The sequence below is a fragment of the Pseudidiomarina sp. PP-1MA genome (assembly GCF_041200125.1).
GTDB classification, from domain to species: domain Bacteria; phylum Pseudomonadota; class Gammaproteobacteria; order Enterobacterales; family Alteromonadaceae; genus Pseudidiomarina; species Pseudidiomarina fusca.
In genome coordinates this window covers 1-18257 of the sequence record NZ_CP165718.1, presented here as the reverse complement: position 1 = coordinate 18257, position 18257 = coordinate 1, and the positions used below count along the sequence as shown (strand labels likewise).

Annotated in this window: 14 protein-coding genes; 4 read left to right on the top strand and 10 right to left on the bottom strand. The window is 47.8% G+C overall.

What is annotated here, in order from left to right; genetic code table 11:
• Window positions 1-12: 12 nt before the first annotated feature.
• From AB8S08_RS00070 to AB8S08_RS00060, 3 genes are read right to left on the bottom strand one after another with little or no spacing between them, the layout of a single operon-like run.
• Window positions 13-1464 carry a TrkH family potassium uptake protein gene (locus AB8S08_RS00070; protein ID WP_369742978.1) on the bottom strand — a complete coding sequence of 484 codons (1452 nt, stop codon included), beginning with the start codon at window positions 1462-1464 and terminating at the stop codon, window positions 13-15.
• Window positions 1464-2087, bottom strand: a complete 624-nt coding sequence (locus AB8S08_RS00065) for a YigZ family protein (protein ID WP_369742977.1) — start codon at window positions 2085-2087, stop codon at window positions 1464-1466. The genes AB8S08_RS00070 and AB8S08_RS00065 overlap by 1 nt, the downstream gene beginning before the upstream one ends.
• A 30-nt stretch (window positions 2088-2117) precedes the next feature.
• Window positions 2118-4148 carry a transglycosylase SLT domain-containing protein gene (locus AB8S08_RS00060; RefSeq protein ID WP_369742976.1) on the bottom strand — a complete coding sequence of 677 codons (2031 nt, stop codon included), beginning with the start codon at window positions 4146-4148 and terminating at the stop codon, window positions 2118-2120.
• Window positions 4149-4274: 126 nt separating this feature from the next.
• On the opposite strand from AB8S08_RS00060, the gene fadB reads away from it, so the two are divergent.
• Together fadB and fadA are read left to right on the top strand one after the other, a co-directional pair.
• Window positions 4275-6416: a fatty acid oxidation complex subunit alpha FadB gene (gene fadB, locus AB8S08_RS00055; protein WP_369742975.1), complete on the top strand. Its 2142-nt coding sequence runs from the start codon at window positions 4275-4277 to the stop codon at window positions 6414-6416.
• A 30-nt stretch (window positions 6417-6446) separates the two neighbouring features.
• Window positions 6447-7613 carry an acetyl-CoA C-acyltransferase FadA gene (fadA, locus tag AB8S08_RS00050; protein ID WP_369742974.1) on the top strand — a complete coding sequence of 389 codons (1167 nt, stop codon included), beginning with the start codon at window positions 6447-6449 and terminating at the stop codon, window positions 7611-7613.
• A gap of 50 nt (window positions 7614-7663) precedes the next feature.
• Here fadA and tusA read toward each other — a convergent pair whose 3' ends face one another.
• From tusA to AB8S08_RS00035, 3 genes are read right to left on the bottom strand one after another with little or no spacing between them, the layout of a single operon-like run.
• Entirely contained in the window at window positions 7664-7903 is a 240-nt protein-coding gene (tusA, locus tag AB8S08_RS00045; protein ID WP_110075705.1) for a sulfurtransferase TusA, read from the bottom strand.
• A gap of 5 nt (window positions 7904-7908) precedes the next feature.
• Window positions 7909-8388 carry a GNAT family N-acetyltransferase gene (locus AB8S08_RS00040; RefSeq protein WP_110075706.1) on the bottom strand — a complete coding sequence of 160 codons (480 nt, stop codon included), beginning with the start codon at window positions 8386-8388 and terminating at the stop codon, window positions 7909-7911.
• A gap of 7 nt (window positions 8389-8395) precedes the next feature.
• Window positions 8396-8995 (bottom strand): DNA-3-methyladenine glycosylase I, encoded by a 600-nt coding sequence (locus AB8S08_RS00035; protein WP_369742973.1) that lies wholly within the window; start codon window positions 8993-8995, stop codon window positions 8396-8398.
• Between the two features lie 93 nt (window positions 8996-9088).
• Here AB8S08_RS00035 and glyQ point away from each other — a divergent pair, with 93 nt between their 5' ends.
• Together glyQ and glyS are read left to right on the top strand one after the other, a co-directional pair.
• Window positions 9089-9997 carry a glycine--tRNA ligase subunit alpha gene (gene glyQ, locus AB8S08_RS00030; RefSeq protein ID WP_110075708.1) on the top strand — a complete coding sequence of 303 codons (909 nt, stop codon included), beginning with the start codon at window positions 9089-9091 and terminating at the stop codon, window positions 9995-9997.
• A 3-nt stretch (window positions 9998-10000) separates the two neighbouring features.
• On the top strand, window positions 10001-12067 hold the full coding sequence (gene glyS / locus AB8S08_RS00025; protein ID WP_369742972.1) for a glycine--tRNA ligase subunit beta: 2067 nt from the start codon (window positions 10001-10003) through the stop codon (window positions 12065-12067).
• Between the two features lie 118 nt (window positions 12068-12185).
• Here glyS and gyrB read toward each other — a convergent pair whose 3' ends face one another.
• Genes gyrB through dnaA form a run of 4 tightly spaced genes read right to left on the bottom strand, consistent with a single transcriptional unit; the run spans window position 12186 to window position 18257 of the window.
• Complete coding sequence (gene gyrB / locus AB8S08_RS00020; RefSeq protein WP_110075710.1) at window positions 12186-14606, bottom strand: DNA topoisomerase (ATP-hydrolyzing) subunit B; 2421 nt, start codon at window positions 14604-14606, stop codon at window positions 12186-12188.
• A gap of 11 nt (window positions 14607-14617) precedes the next feature.
• A complete protein-coding gene (recF, locus tag AB8S08_RS00015) occupies window positions 14618-15700 on the bottom strand; it encodes a DNA replication/repair protein RecF (RefSeq protein ID WP_110075711.1) in 1083 nt (360 codons plus the stop codon).
• 19 nt (window positions 15701-15719) lie between these two features.
• On the bottom strand, window positions 15720-16820 hold the full coding sequence (dnaN, locus tag AB8S08_RS00010) for a DNA polymerase III subunit beta (RefSeq protein ID WP_369742971.1): 1101 nt from the start codon (window positions 16818-16820) through the stop codon (window positions 15720-15722).
• Between the two features lie 45 nt (window positions 16821-16865).
• Window positions 16866-18257 carry a chromosomal replication initiator protein DnaA gene (gene dnaA / locus AB8S08_RS00005; RefSeq protein ID WP_313932769.1) on the bottom strand — a complete coding sequence of 464 codons (1392 nt, stop codon included), beginning with the start codon at window positions 18255-18257 and terminating at the stop codon, window positions 16866-16868.

The window sequence follows — 18257 nt, the reverse complement described above, 5'->3', positions numbered from 1 at the left end:
CAGGCCCTATTGCTAGCTGCGCCAGAATGTTGGGGTGAGTAACACTAAGATGGTAAAAACCTCTAAGCGCCCAAATAACATGGCAATCACCAATAGCCACTTGGCCGCGTCCGGGATGTCAGCGTAATTAGCAGCCACCTCACCTAAACCTGGCCCTAAGTTATTCAAACAGGCTGCGGTAGCCGAAAAGGCTGTCACATCATCTAAACCCGTTGCCAGCAAGCCGAGCATGATAACCACAAAAACTAAGGCGTAGGCGGCAAAGAAACCCCACACTGCCTCAACCACTCGTTGCGGCATAATGCGCTTACCTAGCTTAACGGAGTAGACCCCAGCTGGATGTACTAAGCGGTTGAGTTCACGCACCCCTTGCCGAAACAGCAACATCACCCGCACCACTTTTAAACCACCCGCTGTTGAGCTGGCGCAGCCACCGATAAAGCTGGCAAAGATAAGCAAAATAGGTAAAAACAACGGCCAAGACGAAAAGTCTGTGGTCGCAAAGCCGGCGGTGGTGCTAATTGAAACTGCCTGGAACATCGCTTGATTAAAAGCTTCTTCGGTCGACGAAAACAGGTCGTGTACCAGCACCGTGAGAAAGACTAGAATAATTAACGCGACCTGAATCAACACGAACGCCCGTGCTTCAGGGTCACGGAAATACCCAGTAATTGAACGCCCTGTTATGGCCGCATAATGCACCGCAAAATTTATCGATGAAATGATCAAAAACACCACACAAATGGTGTTAATGGTGGCACTGTCAAAGTATCCCATGCTGGCATCGTAGGTACTGAAGCCACCTACCGCAATGGTTGAAAATGCATGGCCAATCGCATCAAACCAGCCCATACCCGCAAGCTTATAGGCAATAGCACAAGCGGCGGTTAAAGCCACATAGATGTACCAAAGATGTTTCGCAGTATCGGCAATTCTAGGGGTCATTTTGGCATCTTTGAGGGGCCCTGGTATTTCCGCTCGATACAGCTGCATCCCCCCGATACCAAGCATCGGTAAAATTGCCACCGCCAAAACGATAATCCCCATCCCGCCTAACCACTGCAACTGCTGACGGTAAAACAAAATACTGTGGGGCAAGTGTTCAATGCCGGTCAAAATGGTAGCGCCCGTGGTCGTTAAACCTGAAAAAGACTCGAAGGCAGCATCGGTAATACTCAAAGGAACTTCGGCAGTGAACCACAAGGGCAAAATACCCACGGCGCCTAGCACCGTCCAAAACAGGACGGTTAGCAGAAACCCGTCTCGAACTTTAAGATCAGAACGCTCGTGACGGTTCGGATACCAGACGCAAAAGCCAACCACCAAGCTCACCATAAAAGCCAGTAAAAAGGCCACTCCACCGCCATCTTGATAGATCAAAGCAACGACGCCTGGGGGCACCAAGGTAACGCTGAACAAGCAAATAAGTAGTCCTAAAATTCTGAGAATGCCGCGAAAGCGCACTAGCCTGCCTCTTTTAGTATAATTAACTCAAGTTGACCTTGAGTGGAGTTTTTTAATTGGGTTGCAAGCTCTGCTGCTGATGCGGCAACCACTGCTAGCCTTAATCGTACCGTATCCGTAAATTCTTGTTCGACAATATCTGCCTGATAACGCTGCAATAAATGCTGTACAACACTTTGATGCTGGTAATCGTAGTTTAAACAGGCTGATTTGCGTAGTATTTTTTCTGCTGTTGGTAAGACTTTCATGAGCTCAGCGACAGCTTGGCTGTAAGCGCGTTGCAAGCCTCCGGTTCCGAGTTTCAACCCACCGAAATATCTCACCACCACCACAGAAATTTCTCCTACCCCACTAGTTTGCAATACTTGAAACATAGGTTTACCAGCGGTACCACTGGGTTCACCGTCATCACTCATCGCATAGGCTTGACTGTTATTGGGCGCACCCCATAAAGCCGCCGTACAGTAATGACTTGCTTGCGGCCACTGTTGTTTACACCAAGCCAGATGCGCAGCCACCTCAGCGGCACTACTAGCGAGCTGTGCATGAGCAATAAACCGACTGTTTTTAATGACCAGCTCATGGGTCATGGGCTGCGCCGGAATTAAATAGTTTGCACTCATGATTTATTTGAACACACCTTGTAGTTCAGATTAATCGCCACTGTTAGCGGAGGTTGCCGGCAACTTACCAATGCGCATAGGTACGACCTGCTGAAATAGTTCTGGTTGCTGTTCACCTTGACGCAAAGCTCGATAAATTTGCTGGTAAGCCAGTACATTCTTCACGTAGTTTCGTGTTTCTGCATATGGAATCGTCTCAATCCAGCGATCCGCTGCTAGCGGTTGCGTCGGAATCCAATCATAAACTCGGTAGATGCCTGCGTTATAAGCTGCCGTTGCCAATAACCAATTACCTTCTAGCCGTTGTTGTAAATGAGATAAATAACGAGTACCTAATCGAATATTGGTTTCAACATGAAATAAATCGCGATGGTTTAATGGCTTATCCTCCATTAAACGAGCGGTACTGGGTAATAGTTGCATCAATCCATAAGCACCTGCGTGCGAACGCGCATCATGACGAAACGCGCTTTCACGCCGTGACACCGCCAACGCCCAGTTCACATCAATCTGCGCAGCGTCAGCAAACTTTTGATGTTGCTCTAAATAGGCCTCGGGAAAACGCTGTGCCACGGCATCAAATTCTCCCGCTTGGCCGAGCGTATATATCGCTTGATCATGCCATCCCCACTCACTTGCCAAAGCTGCTAGTTGCAACTGTTGCGCGGGGGTCACCATATTCACCATATAAAACCATTCGCGCCGTGCATCTAGATGCCGATCTAAAGCTCGTAATTCGTAGGCCCGCTGCACCCCATCAAGCTGCCATAGTGCTTGGCGCTGCTGTTCTGATAATTGCAACGGCTGACGCTGCAGGTTAAGTGGCAAATCTAACTTGGCGGCAGCGAGAAACCCGTAATAACTGCGCGATTGCGCCAACTCACGCCACAATGGTGCTGCGACCCCCGGCTGCCCTAAACTTTCCAGCGAACGCGCAAACCAATATTGCCACTGATCGGACTCTCGTTCGGTATCGGGCAAGCGCGGCATGAATTCAATGATTTGCTGCCAAGCACCTCGCCGTACCCAATCAGCCAACTGCCATTGCTGCGTGGTGTCATTGTGCTCGTTAGGTGCTAGTCGCGCTAGCCAAGTCTCCGCTTGCGGATGGTTTTTCACACTCAGTGCGGTGGCAAACGTCTGATTTAGGCTAAGCTGCTGCTCGGCGGTCCAGACAATGTGAGATGGTAGCTTGGCTAAAGTAGCCAAGGCTAAATCGGGATCGCGCCAGATAAGGCGACGTAATCCATAACTTAAGATTTTCGCTTCGTGTTCAGGATAGGCTTGAGTCAGTGCGCTGAAACGCGTGACATATGATGGATTAACCCGTACCCGCCGATAATGCTCAGCCAAGTACTGCATAGGTTCAGGCAATAATCGGCCGAGATAAGGTAACAACGTGTGTTGTCCTCCCTCAGCAGCTAGTACCACCCGCTCCCAGATTAATTCTGGGGTGCGTAACCCGGCCTCGGCCCAAGCCGCTAAAATGGTGTCGCAAGCTTTGGGTAACGATGAGCCATTGCGCCACACGGTATCTACTTGACGTAGCACCTGCAACCGATTCACATCCGCTTGGTCAGCTGTGTGCTGCTCTGTAGGCAATAGTGCCAGCTGAGCTTCAATCAAGAAACATTGATGAGTTTGCGAGCCTGGCGCTTTAAAATCACGAACAAAGCGCTGATAGTCACCCTGTCGCATCAAGTAATCTAACCAAGGCTGTCGTGCTTGCCAATCCAACGGACTCTGTTGATACCGGTCAAAGAAACTCAGTACGTAGTCCTCATTGGCGATATAGCCAATTTGCCCAATTCGATCAAGCTCGAGATAGGGTAACAAAGGATACCCTTCTAGTTGCTGTACCAACTGTTGATATTCTTTGATGCGCCGACGCTTGACTGCAACTTCAGCTTGCTTGAACAGTTCGCGCTGCTGCTCACGCACGCTTTCATCAACCACACTGGCACTGGGCGGCGCCGCCAAGGCTATTGGAGCTATCAGCAAGGCGCCAGCCAGCACACCAGCTTTGATAGCGTTCTTTGATGTTATCTGAGCTTTCCACATACTTTCAAACGCTCGTTTAAAAAATGATTGAAAATTTAACCTATTCGGGCCAAACTCTAGAGCGACTATAAGAACCACTTTAACCCAAAGCTATCTGAGAATCAGTAACCGCTGAAGGAGAATTTTATGATTTATCAGGGTGACAATATTCGGGTTGAGTTTGTTGAAGACGGAATTGCAGAGTTACAATTTGCTGCAGCCGGCTCAGTTAACAAGTTCGACCAGAAGACCTTGGAAGAATTCAGTCAAGCACTTACGCAACTAGCCAGTACTGATGGATTGCGTGGCGTGATTGTAACTAGCAGTAAATCTACTTTTATCGTTGGCGCCGATATTACTGAGTTTTTAACGCTCTTCGCTGATGTAGAACAAACCAAAGTGTGGGTAGCGAAAGCTTCACGTGTGTTTGATCAGCTTGAAGACCTGCCGGTACCAACCGTTGCCGCAGTAACAGGCTTCGCCTTAGGCGGCGGCTGCGAAGCAGCCCTAGCCTGTGATTATCGTGTGGTAGATACCACAGCTACTATCGGTTTACCTGAAGTAAAACTGGGCCTCATCCCAGGGTTTGGTGGCACCATGCGTTTGCCACGGATTATTGGTCCGGACAATGCCCTCGAGCTGATCACCACCGGTAAGAACAATCGTCCTGAAGATGCCTTGAAAATTGGCTTGGTAGATTCAGTTGTTGCCCCAGAGAAATTACGTGAAGCGGCCCTAACCATGGCGAAAGCTGCTGCGGCGGGTGAATTGAACTGGCAACAAAAACGTCAGCCAAAACTCGAAGCCCTCAAGGCTAACGATGTTGAATTAACCATGACTTTGGTGACTGCCAAAGGTATGGTCGCAGCCCAAGCCGGTAAACACTATCCAGCGCCTCATGCTGCGATTCGCGCGATTGAAGAAGGCGCTCGTCATACCCGTGAAGAAGCCTTAAACGCTGAAAACCGAGCCTTTGTTAGCTTAACTCAAACCGACGCTTGTAAAGCACAAGTAGGTATTTTCTTAGCCGACCAATTGGTCAAGGGTAAAGCTAAGAAAGCTGCGAAGCAGGCAACCAAAGAAATCAAACGAGCAGCGGTATTAGGTGCTGGAATTATGGGCGGTGGTATTGCCTATCAATCTGCCTATAAAGGCGTTCCGGTAGTGATGAAAGACATCCGCCAAGATGCGCTTGATTTAGGTATGCGCGAAGCCAGTAAAATCCTCGGCAAGTTAGTTGAGCGCGGCCGTTTAGACCATAAAAAAATGGCAGCGGTGCTCTCCTCTATCACCCCAAGCTTGCTTGATGAAAGTGTGAAGGGCGTCGACATCGTCGTTGAAGCCGTGGTTGAGAACCCAGATGTGAAAGGTAAGGTTCTTGCCCAAATGGAGTCTATGGTAGATGCCGATACCATTTTAGTATCGAACACCTCGACCATTTCTATCGACCGTTTGGCTAAAAATCTGAAAGACCCATCGCGCTTCTGCGGCATGCACTTCTTTAACCCAGTGCACAAAATGCCGTTAGTTGAAGTGATTCGTGGCGAGCACACCTCTGATGAAACCGTAGCTGCAGTTGTTGCCTATGCCGCGCGCATGGGTAAAACCGCCATCGTGGTCAATGATTGCCCTGGCTTCTTAGTGAATCGAGTACTGTTCCCATACTTAGCAGGCTTTGCCGGCATGGTCGATGAAGGCGTTGATTTCGCTGGTATCGACAAAGTTATGGAGCGCCAATTCGGCTGGCCGATGGGCCCTGCTTACTTAAGTGATGTCGTAGGTATTGATACCGCTGATCATTGTACGCTCGTGATGGCGGATGGCTTCCCTAGCCGCATGCCACGCGATGCCAGCAGCGCCATTGCAAAACTAGCTGCGGCTGAGCGATTTGGTCAGAAGAATGGTAAAGGCTTCTATAACTATGGCGTCGACAAAAAAGGTCGCCCGAGTAAAGAACAAGCCCCTGAGGTTTACGAACTGCTGAATATTGGTGATAAGCAACTGAGCGCTGACGACATCATTGCTCGTTGTATGGTACCTATGGTGAACGAATGCGTACGCTGCCTTGAAGAAGGCATTGTAGCTTCGGCCGCAGAGTGCGACATGGCATTGCTCTATGGCTTAGGCTTCCCTCCTTTCCGTGGCGGCCCGTTCCGTTATTTAGAAACGGTAGGTTTAGAGAACTTCATTGCCTTAGCTGATAAATATGCTCACTTAGGTGAAATGTATCAAGTAACCGATGGCCTGCGCGAAATGGCCAAGTCAGGTAAATCTTATCTGGCCGGTTAATCATTAGCGCAGAGCTAACGGAGGAATTGTATGAAAGACGTAGTGATTGTCGATTGTATTCGCACCCCAATGGGTCGATCCAAAGGCGGAGTGTTTCGCAACGTACGCGCAGAAGATTTGTCTGCGCATCTGATGAAAGGTTTGTTAGAACGTAACCCACAAGTGGATGTTAATGAATTAGAAGACATCTATTGGGGCTGCGTACAGCAAACCTTAGAGCAAGGGTTTAACATCGCCCGAAATGCCGCCCTGATTGCCGGTATTCCGCACCATGTGTCTGCGGTTACGGTAAACCGGCTCTGTGGTTCTTCAATGCAGGCCATCCATGACGCGGCACGAGCTATTATGCATGGTGATGGTGAGATCTTTATCGCCGGTGGTGTTGAACATATGGGCCACGTTCCTATGACCCACGGCATTGATTTTCATCCAGGCATGAATAAATCTGTGGCTCGGGCTTCTGGTAGCATGGGAATGACTGCAGAGTTGTTAGCGCGTAAGTTTGAAATCGACCGCGCCGCACAAGACGCTTTTAGCGCTCGCTCTCATGCCCGCGCTCATGCTGCGACGATTGAAGGCCGCTTCGCTAACGAAATCCTGCCGATTGAAGGGCATGATGCCGAAGGCATTCTGCGTTTGATTAAAGATGACGAAGTGATTCGTCCAGAAACCACTGTAGAAGGCCTTGCTGCGTTACGTCCAGTGTTTGACCCAGCTAACGGCACAGTAACAGCAGGTACGTCATCAGCACTATCTGATGGTGCTGCTGCCTGTTTAATCATGTCAGCCGATAAAGCGAAAGCCCTCGGCCTGACCCCGCGCGTGCGCATTCGTGCGATGGCGGTTGCAGGTTGCGATCCTTCGATTATGGGTTATGGTCCAGTTCCAGCCACGCAAAAAGCTCTGAAACGAGCTGGTTTAAGCGTTCAGGATATTGACTTGTGGGAGCTGAATGAAGCTTTCGCAGCGCAATCACTGCCCGTACTGAAAGGTCTAGGTTTGTTAGACGTGATGGATGAAAAAGTGAACCTGAATGGCGGCGCTATTGCGCTAGGTCATCCATTAGGCTGCTCTGGGGCACGTATTTCTACTACCCTAATCAACCTGATGGAAAGTAAAGATGCGACTCTTGGCGTGGCAACCATGTGTATTGGTTTAGGCCAAGGCATTGCCACTGTATACGAGCGTCTTAACTAACCTAGGTTAAGATCGAAAAGCCGCTGCAAGGCCATCTTGCAGCGGCTTTTTTATGCTTTCTTAATCAGGTAACGGTACGGTAAGGTATCGGTTTGGGCAGCTAACAATTCATGGTCCATAAAGCGACAAAAATTGGGTATATCGCGGGTGGTTGCTGGATCGTCGGCGATAATCTCGAGGACATCGCCAACGTTGAGTTTACGGATTTGCAACCGCACCATCATCACCGGTTCAGGACAACGTAAACCTAGAGCATCTAGCGTCGCGGTCGGCGTTATTGCATCACTCATGATGGTTACAAATACTTTTGCCAGAATTCAGCTTTACCCATGGCGTCATCAAGCTGATAGGGCTTAAAGCCAAACTTCTCATAGGCGATTTTAGCTGGTTCATTGCCCTGCAGCACTTCTAAGGTGAGCTTGCAACAACCACGGAACTGCGCCAGAGTTTCGACTTCTTGTAATAAGCGTTTGGCAATGCCCTGACCACGACAAGCTTTAATCACAGCAATGTCATGAATGTTCATCACCGGCTTGGCGGCAAAGGTTGAAAACCCTTCAACACAGTTAGCTAATCCAACTGGCTCATCATCCTGAAATGCCAACAGCGAGAACACATGGTCGCGCTTAGCCATCTCGTCGATTAAGGTTGCTTTCGTTTCTTCTGGTAGCGCCTCGCCACCCCCCATAGGATCTTGCGCATAATCATCTAGCATATCTAACACCGCCTGGCGGTGTTTCGGGTTGCTGTAATCAGCGAGCACGATTTCTAACATGGTTCACTCATTTGGTTAAGGTAAATTCTCGCATTAGCTGACACGTGGGCTGATAACAATGACAATCAACGAGATGATCATTCACCATACCAACGGCTTGCATAAAAGCGTAACAAATTGTGGTGCCAACAAAGCTAAAACCTGCTTTTTTAAGCGCCTTGGCCATAGTATCAGAAATTTCATCGCGGGTAGGAATATCTCCCCCGGTTCTAGCGAAGATCCGTGGCTGTCCGTCGCTAAATTGCCACAAAAATTCATTGAATGCTTGGCCACTATCACGTAATTGAATATACGCTCGAGCATTTTTGAAGATAGCCTCTATCTTTAAACGATTGCGGATAATTCCTGCATTGTGCATGAGCTCCTGTTGATAACTTGCTGGCATACTAACAATTTCATCTGGGTCAAAGTTGGCGAAGGCTTGCTGGTAATGAGCTTGCTTGCGCAGCACCGTAAGCCAACTTAAGCCTGCTTGCTGACCATCTAGACAGAGCTTTTCAAACAGCTCTTGGCTATCGCTAACTGGGCGGCCCCAGACATTATCATGGTAGGCAACGTAATCAGCTGCAGTACCGCACCAACTACAACGTTGAATTGTTTCAGTCATTTCGCATGGTATCCTGTATGCAGTCCTGTAACCAAAGCACAACACAGGGTATAATTTACGCTAATTCGTCACAAAAAACAGTACGAGAATCGCATGGCTAGCTACGATGTAAAAACCTTTCAAGGGCTTATTCTTGCCCTTCAAGATTACTGGGCCCAACAGGGCTGCGCGGTGGTTCAACCGTTAGATATGGAAGTAGGTGCGGGTACCTTTCATCCGATGACCTTTTTACGCTCGGTCGGCCCCGAGCCGGCTAGCTTTGCCTACGTGCAACCTTGTCGGCGCCCTACCGATGGACGTTACGGTGAAAACCCTAACCGTTTGCAACACTATTATCAATTTCAAGTGTTGATGAAGCCCTCACCAAGTAATCTACAAGAACTGTACTTGGGTTCGCTACAGATGCTTGGCTTTGATCCGCTAGTGCACGATATCCGCTTTGTTGAAGACAACTGGGAATCACCCACACTCGGTGCTTGGGGGCTTGGTTGGGAAGTTTGGCTTAATGGTATGGAAGTGACTCAATTTACCTACTTCCAGCAAGTTGGTGGACTAGAGTGTAAGCCAGTTGCTGGTGAAATCACCTACGGGCTTGAGCGCTTAGCTATGTACATCCAAGGGGTGGATAGCATCTACGATTTGGTTTGGACCGATGGCCCACGCGGTAAAATTTTCTATCGTGATGTGTTTCATCAAAACGAAGTTGAGCAGTCAACTTATAACTTCGAGCATGCCGATGTTAACGTGCTATTCGCACGGTTTGAGGCCTGTGAAAAAGAATGCCAGCACTTGTTAGAACACAATTTGCCCTTGCCAGCCTATGAACAAGTGATGCGAGCCTCGCATGCATTTAACCTACTCGACGCCCGCCACGCGATTTCGGTAACCGAACGCCAACGTTATATTCTGCGGGTAAGGACAATGGCCAAAGGCTGTGCTGAAGCCTATTATGCAGCGCGCGAAGCGCTTGGGTTTCCACTAGCAAACCAACCAGGAGCATAAGCTGTGCAACGGGATATTTTATTAGTAGAAATTGGTACTGAAGAGTTGCCGCCAAAGGCGCTTAAAGGTTTAAGCGAGGCCTTTACCGATGCTCTTGCTGGGTTACTTAGCGAACATGACTTTAGCTTTGGTGCAGTCACCGGCTTCGCTTCAGCTCGTCGGTTAGCTGTACAGGTTCATGAATTAACCGCCACTCAAGCAGATAAAGTAGTCGAAAAGCGTGGCCCCGCGATAAATGTCGCCTTTGATGAACAAGGCCAGCCTACTAAGGCCGCCGAAGGCTGGGCGCGAGGCAATGGTATAAGCGTCGCAGAAGCTGAACGTTTAGTGACTGATAAAGGTGAATGGTTACTCTATAAGGCAGCGGTAAAAGGCCAACCACTGGCTGATGTATTGCCAGAATTGGTACGCCAAGCCTTGAAGAAGCTTCCTATCCCTAAACCGATGCGCTGGGGTGCCGGCAGCGCCCAGTTTATTCGCCCGGTACATACAGTTACCATGCTCTATGGGAATGAATTGATAGCTGGTGACGTATTAGGTGTAGCAAGCAGTAATCACTTATTGGGCCATCGTTTTCATTGCCCACAAGGTACGAGCCTAAGCTACGCTGGTGACTACGAACAAGCCCTTGAACAAGCCTGGGTTATTGCTGATTTTGCTAAACGTCGGCAACGTATCGTAGAAGCTATTGCTACGCTAGCTGCAGAGCTTGGTGGCGAAGTTATCCAAGATGACGACCTAATCGACGAAGTGACAGCTTTGGTTGAGTGGCCAGTTGCGCTCTCTGCACAGTTCGATGAAAAATTCCTAGCGGTACCGAAAGAGCCATTGATTGTGACCATGAAGGACGATCAGCGCTACTTCCCATTACACGATAAAGAGGGGCATTTATTGCCTGCCTTTATCTTTATCACCAATATCGAAAGCAAAGATCCGCAGCAGATTATTTTAGGTAACGAAAAGGTGGTGCGTCCACGCTTAGCCGATGCTCAGTTCTTTTTTGAGACTGACAAAAAAGTGAGTCTGCACAGCCGCGTCGACGGGCTTGCCAATATTCTGTTCCAAAAAGAACTTGGTTCAGTGAAAGATAAATCTGAGCGGATTGCAACAGTTGCTGAGCAGATTGCAAAGCTGTTAGGAGCCAACGCAGCTGTAGCCGCACGTGCCGGCTTGCTGTGTAAGGCCGACCTTGGCACTCAGATGGTGCTAGAATTCCCTGAAACCCAAGGGGTGATGGGAATGCATTATGCCCGCCACGACAACGAGGCTGAGGGTGTTCCAGAAGCGATTTTTGAGCATTACCTGCCCCGCTTTGCCGGCGATATGCTGCCTGCTTCAACTGCAGGCGCAGCTGTTGCACTTGCCGATAAGCTGGATACGTTAGTAGGTATTTTTGGCATTGGCCAGATCCCGAAAGGCGACCGCGACCCCTTCGCCTTACGTCGTAGTGCCATCGGCCTGCTGCGTATTTTGGTTGAGAAAAAACTCACTCTAGATTTGGTCACCCTGATCGATATCGCAGCTGATAGCTTTGCTGGTTTACTGTCTAACACCGACGTGAAGAGCGATGTGCTTGAGTTTTTGATGGGTCGCTTCCGCGCCTTCTATCAAGATCAAGGGATAGCGGTGGACGTCATTCAGGCCGTGTTAGCTCGCCGCCCTACCTTGCCGCTAGACTTTGATCAGCGTGTTCATGCAGTCAGTGCCTTCCGCTCGCTTCCAGCAGCTGATGCGCTAGCCGCAGCGAATAAACGCGTCAGCAACATTCTAGCTAAAGTAGAAGGTGATATCCCTGATCAGGTTGATGAGCAGCTCCTAACAGAAGCAGCTGAGCAGCAATTGGCGCAAGCCATGAAAGCGGCAGCACAAGCGGCCACAGTGGCATTGGGCAACAACGACTACAGCTTAGCATTGAATGAACTCGCTGCTTTGCAGCAACCGGTAGATAGCTTCTTTGAAGAAGTTATGGTAAACGCCGAAGATGCAAACATTCGGGCTAATCGACAAGCCTTGTTGAATCAGCTACGCGAACTGTTTCTTCAAATTGCGGATATCTCCGTTTTAAACTAAACTAGGCGCATAAAGAATTAAGTTACTTGATAACTGGCTTGATTCTTTTGTTTCCAAAATAAAAAGGGAGCGTTGTATAACGCTCCCTTTTTTCATGCCTATTTGACTCAGTTAAAGACTACACGTCTAAGTTTGCTACCTGCAGTGCATTGGTTTCAATAAATGCACGACGTGGCTCAACATCATCACCCATGAGTGTGGTAAATAACTGATCCGCCGCAATAGCATCTTCGATAGTTACCCGCAACATGCGTCGCGTTTCTGGGTCCATGGTAGTTTCCCACAATTGCTCCGGGTTCATTTCCCCAAGACCTTTGTAACGCTGGATGTAGATACCGCGCTTAGACTCCGCAATTAACCACTCAACCGCATCAACAAAGTTATCTACTGGTTTTTCTTTTTCACCGCGACGAACAAAACCACCCGGCTCTACTAATCCATTGATCTTCTCACCAATGGAAACAAGTTGGTCGTAATCGCGTGACATCAAGAACTCGTAAGTTAATGGGTATTCTGTATCAATACCATGCATGCGTACGATGACAACTGGCAAGAAAACGCCCCGCTCTTCATCTTGCTTAACGCTAACTTTATAGGTAGCAGAGTTGATTTCGCGTGTTGTTAAGTCAGCTTCTAGGGTTGCTGCCCAGTTTTGCATATCATCTTGATTTTTCAGCAATTGCTCCGTTAATCGCGGCGCATACAGTAAACGCTGCAAGAAGGTTTCCGGCAACCGACGAGATAACCGTAACTTAATGCTGTTTTGTACCAACTGATAGTCATTCACCAACGTCTCTAGATGTGCCCCACTAATACCAGGTGCGTCTTTAGTGACATGCAGCGAGGCACCATCAAGTGCAAGACTGGTAAGATACTGAATCAGACCTGGGTCATCTTTTATGTACGTCTCTTGCTTACCCTTCTTCACTTTATAAAGTGGTGGTTGGGCGATGTACATGTAACCACGTTCGATAAGCTCGGGCATTTGACGGTAGAAGAAAGTTAGCAATAACGTCCGAATGTGAGAACCGTCAACGTCAGCATCCGTCATGATGATGATACGGTGATAACGGGTCTTATCTGGATTGTATTCGTCACGTCCAATACCACAACCAAGTGCGGTAATTAAGGTAGCTACTTCTTGTGAGGATAGCATCTTATCAAAACGTGCTTTTTCTACGTTTAGGATTTTACCCTTCAAAGGAAGAATGGCTTGGTTCTTACGGTTACGGCCCTGTTTTGCTGAGCCACCCGCAGAGTCACCCTCCACAATATAAAGTTCAGAAAGTGCTGGGTCTTTCTCTTGGCAGTCTGCTAGCTTACCTGGTAAACCTGCCAGATCTAATGCACCCTTACGGCGAGTCATTTCACGTGCTTTACGCGCTGCTTCACGAGCTCGTGCCGCATCAATGATTTTACCGACGATGATTTTGGCGTCGTTTGGCTGCTCCAACAGATAATCTGCAAGGCGCTCATTCATCGCCTGTTCAACTGCCGTTTTCACCTCAGATGAAACTAGTTTGTCTTTGGTCTGTGACGAAAACTTAGGATCTGGAACCTTAACGGACACCACAGCTGTTAAGCCTTCACGAGCGTCGTCACCGGTAGCGTTGGTTTTGAACTTCTTGTGTAGCCCTTCTTTTTCCATGTAGCTATTTAGGGTTCGCGTTAATGCAGCACGGAAACCAGCTAAGTGGGTACCACCATCACGTTGTGGAATGTTGTTGGTATAGCAGTAGATGTTCTCCTGGAAGGAATCATTCCATTGCATCGATACTTCTACAGTAATACCGTCTTCACGCTCTTGGGTGAAGTTAAATACGTTCTGATGAATTGGAGTTTTGCTTTTATTCAAATAAGCAACAAATGCAGCAATACCGCCTTCGTATTTAAAATGGTCACGGCGTTCATTCCGCTCATCTTGCAGAATAATAGATACGCCCGAGTTTAAGAAAGATAGCTCACGTAAGCGCTTAGCTAATATATCGTAATGGAATTCGATATCCGTAAAGATTGTCGAGCTTGGCCAAAAGCGAATTTCTGTGCCCGTTTTATCAGTATCACCTACTTCTTTCATAGGCTCTACTGGCTCACCTAGTTTATAGGTTTGCTCATAAACATGGCCTTGGCGCTTGATGGTCAAACGTAACGTATCTGACAGTGCGTTTACTACAGATACACCAACACCATGCAAGCCACCCGACACTTTATATGAGTTATCATCGAATTTACCACCGGCGTGTAAGACGGTCATGATAACTTGTGCGGCAGAGACACCCTCTTCCGGGTGAATATCGACTGGAATACCCCGACCATCATCTCGTACAGAGACCGAACCATCAGAGTGAATCGTCACAAGAATATCTTTGCAGTATCCCGCTAAGGCTTCATCAATGGAGTTGTCGACGACTTCAAATACCATATGATGTAAGCCGGTGCCGTCATCAGTGTCACCAATGTACATGCCCGGGCGTTTGCGAACTGCATCTAGTCCTTTTAGGACTTTAATACTGGACGAATCGTAATTGTTTTCTGCCATAACTAGCTTCTCTATTGTTCCTTAACGGTTCCATGTTCCACGTGGAACATTTTAGTATCAGGACTTTTTAACAGGTCGTGAATATCACTTCCATCAATCGCAGATACAAAAACCTGTGAGTTGGATGCAACCAGTGCACCGCAAAATTTTGCTTGGCTCTCCGTATCTAACTCAGCGGTGATATCATCCACCAAATAGATACATTGAATACCGGTTCGTTGATGAAGATAGTCTCCTTGTACTAACTTCAAGGCTGCTACTAACAGCTTCAACTGGCCACGCGATAGAATGTTTTTTACATCCTCGCCGTTAGCCGTCATACGCATCTCGGCTTTATGTGGTCCCACTGTTGAGTGACCATATCGAATATCTTGCTCTTGATGCTTTACCAATGCGTCAGCGAGACTTAGTTCTTTATCCCAACCAGACCTCAAAGAAAAATTGAAATCATAACTGGGCAAAAACTCTTTTAGTCTTTCAGACAACACTGGGATAAACGCTTCTAAATAAGCATGGCGAAAACTATGCACCTGCTCGCCATAGTGAGCAAACTGCTTATCCCAGTATTCTCTTTCCCTTTCAAACCGCTTCATTTTCAGCAAACTATTACGTTGCTTAAGGACCTTGCTGAAGTTCATCCAGTCTGGGTAAAACGAATGTTCCACGTGGAACACTCCCCAATCGATAAACTGACGTCGTAACTTAGGCCCACCTAAAATCAGTTCAACACTCTCTGGTGTCATTAACTGCACAGGCACCATTCGCGCTAGTGCAGAGAATTTCTTTTCGCGCTGCTGGTCGATTTTCAGTTGAACATCGCCTTGCATGGTGCGCTGAAAACCCACTTGATGCAATGTGCCTGTCTGTTCGACCACCTTAGCAAACACCACGAACTGGTCTTGCTCATTTCGAATTAACTGCTTGTAGGTACCGTGTCGAAAGGAGCGCCCGAAACCTAAGCAATAAATCGATTCTAACAAGCTTGTCTTACCGCTACCGTTCTGCCCAGAAATGATATTAATGGTCTTTCCTGGCTTTATCTTCGCGCTTTCAAAATTTCTAAACTGCGATATAGCTAACGTATCTAAATACATAACAAGCTTGCTATGCGCCTTAGAGGCGCATAGGCATAACTACATACAACGACGAATCATCCTCGTTGTCTTCAACCAAACCACTGGCATCAGGACCTGAAAGCGTTAACTTAACCTGGTTACCCTGGATGGTGTTCAATACGTCGATTAAATAACTGACATTGAAGCCGATCTCCAGACTAGCGCCTTGGTACTCGACCTCGATCACTTCCTCAGCCGTTTCTTGTTCAGGGTTGTTCGCAGTTAAGCACATCTCGCCGGTACTCAAATTAACCCGAACACCTCGATACTTTTCATTAGACAAGATCGACGCTCGTGAACAGGCTTGCTTAAGTGTATCGCGGTCGGCGACCACAACTTTATCACCGCCATTTGGTAGCACTCGACGATAATCTGGGAAACGTCCATCAACGAGCTTACTGGTAAAACCAATACCATTCGTTTCAACCCGAATATGATTGTTGCCAATCAAGACTTTCACTTCAGTATCAACGTCATCTAGTAGACGCAATAACTCTGTGACACCTTTTCGCGGCACTATAACTTGGCGTGCGGCCAAATTAGGTTGACCAATAGCACAACTGCTCATCGCTAGGCGGTGACCGTCTGTTGCAACAGTACGCAACGTATTTGCATCAGTCTCAAACAGCATACCGTTCAAATAATACCGAACATCTTGGTTAGCCATAGAGAAGCTCGTGCGTTCCATCAAGTCTTTCAAGGTAGACTGACTCGTCACTAACTGAATATCGCTATCCCAGTCATCGATGTTAGGGAAGTCTTCAGCCGGCAATGTTGCTAAGGTAAACTTACTACGACCCGAGCGAATCATCGCTTTATCAGCTGATGCGCTAAACTGAACGAGCGCACCTTCTGGTAGACTTCGGACAATATCGACCAGCTTCTTGGCTGGCACTGTCACTTGCCCCGCTTCACCATCATCAATGGCACAAGACGACACCAGCTCTACTTCAAGATCCGTACCGGTCAAACGAATGCCATCAGGCTGAACTTGAATCAGCACATTAGACAAAATTGGAATTGTATGACGGCGTTCTACCGCGCCACTTACAACCTGAAGTGGCTTGAGAAAAGCATCGCGATTGATGGAAAATTTCATCCCCACATTCCCCTGTTGTGTTTATCCCAAACGCTGCGGTACCAATTATGCCGACAACGTACGGATTAAGTTTCTGTAGTCTTCTTTTATATCATTCTGCGTGTCTTTTAGTGATTTAATTTTTCGACACGCGTGTAAAACTGTTGTGTGATCTCGCCCACCAAAGGCATCGCCAATTTCAGGCAAACTATGGTTGGTTAATTCTTTCGCCAGCGCCATGGCCATCTGCCGTGGCCGCGTTACTGAACGGCTACGTCGCTTCGAGAGCAAATCAGCAATTTTGACGTGATAATACTCTGCCACAGTTTTCTGGATATTATCTATGGTTACCAACTTTTCTTGCGCCGCAATCAAGTCGCGTAAGGCCTCACGAACAAAATCTATGGTTATCTGACGGCCCGTTAAATTCACGTTAGCCGCTAACCGGTTGAGTGCACCTTCTAATTCCCGCACGTTTGAACGTAAACGCTTAGCGATAAAAAATGCAACTTCATGAGGTAAGGTAATGCCTCGTTCTTGTGCTTTACGGATAAGAATCGCTACCCGCGTTTCTAATTCCGGCGGCTCAATCGCAATCGTTAGGCCCCACCCAAAACGTGAGCGCAATCGGTCTTCTACCCCTTCAATTTCTTTCGGGTAAAGGTCGCTGGTCATAATAATTTGCTGATTACCTTCAAGTAACGCATTGAAAGTATGAAAGAATTCTTCTTGAGACCCTTTCTTGTTGGCAAAGAAGTGAATGTCATCAATCATCAATGCATCAACGGAGCGATAATAACGTTTAAATTCATCGATGGTGCTGTTTCGAATCGCATTAACCATATCCTGCACAAATCGCTCAGCCCGCATATAAAACACCTTAGCGTCTTTCTTATGCGCCATGATGCCGTTACCCACCGCATGCAATAAGTGAGTTTTACCTAAACCCGTACCGCCATAAATAAATAGCGGGTTATAAACACCACCGGGATTTTCGGCAACTTGTTGTGCTGCTGCTAGGGCTAATTGGTTTGATTTACCTTCAACGAAGTTATCAAAGGTATACTCCGGCACAATATTGCACTCAAATGCAGGCGCTGGCGTACTTTCGGTGGTCCATGGCGTATGTCGCATCGCTGGCTTACGAACTGGAGCTGCTTGCGGAGTCGGCGCTACCGGAGCTGCTGACGGAGCCGCCGCTTGCTGAATGCTGCCTACGGTAAACGCAACGTGTGGTGCCTTGCCCTCTTGCTCTGCTGCTAACTCGCCTAGGTAATCATTGATGAGGTTTAGATACTTATCTTTAACCCAATCCACCACATACATATTAGGTGCATACAAGGTTAAGGTATCATCTGCTATTTCTGCCTGAAGGGGACGGATCCAGGTATTAAAGTGCTGCGCTGTTAATTCGCTTTGTAATCGTTCCGCACATTGTTGCCAAAGCGATTTATTCAC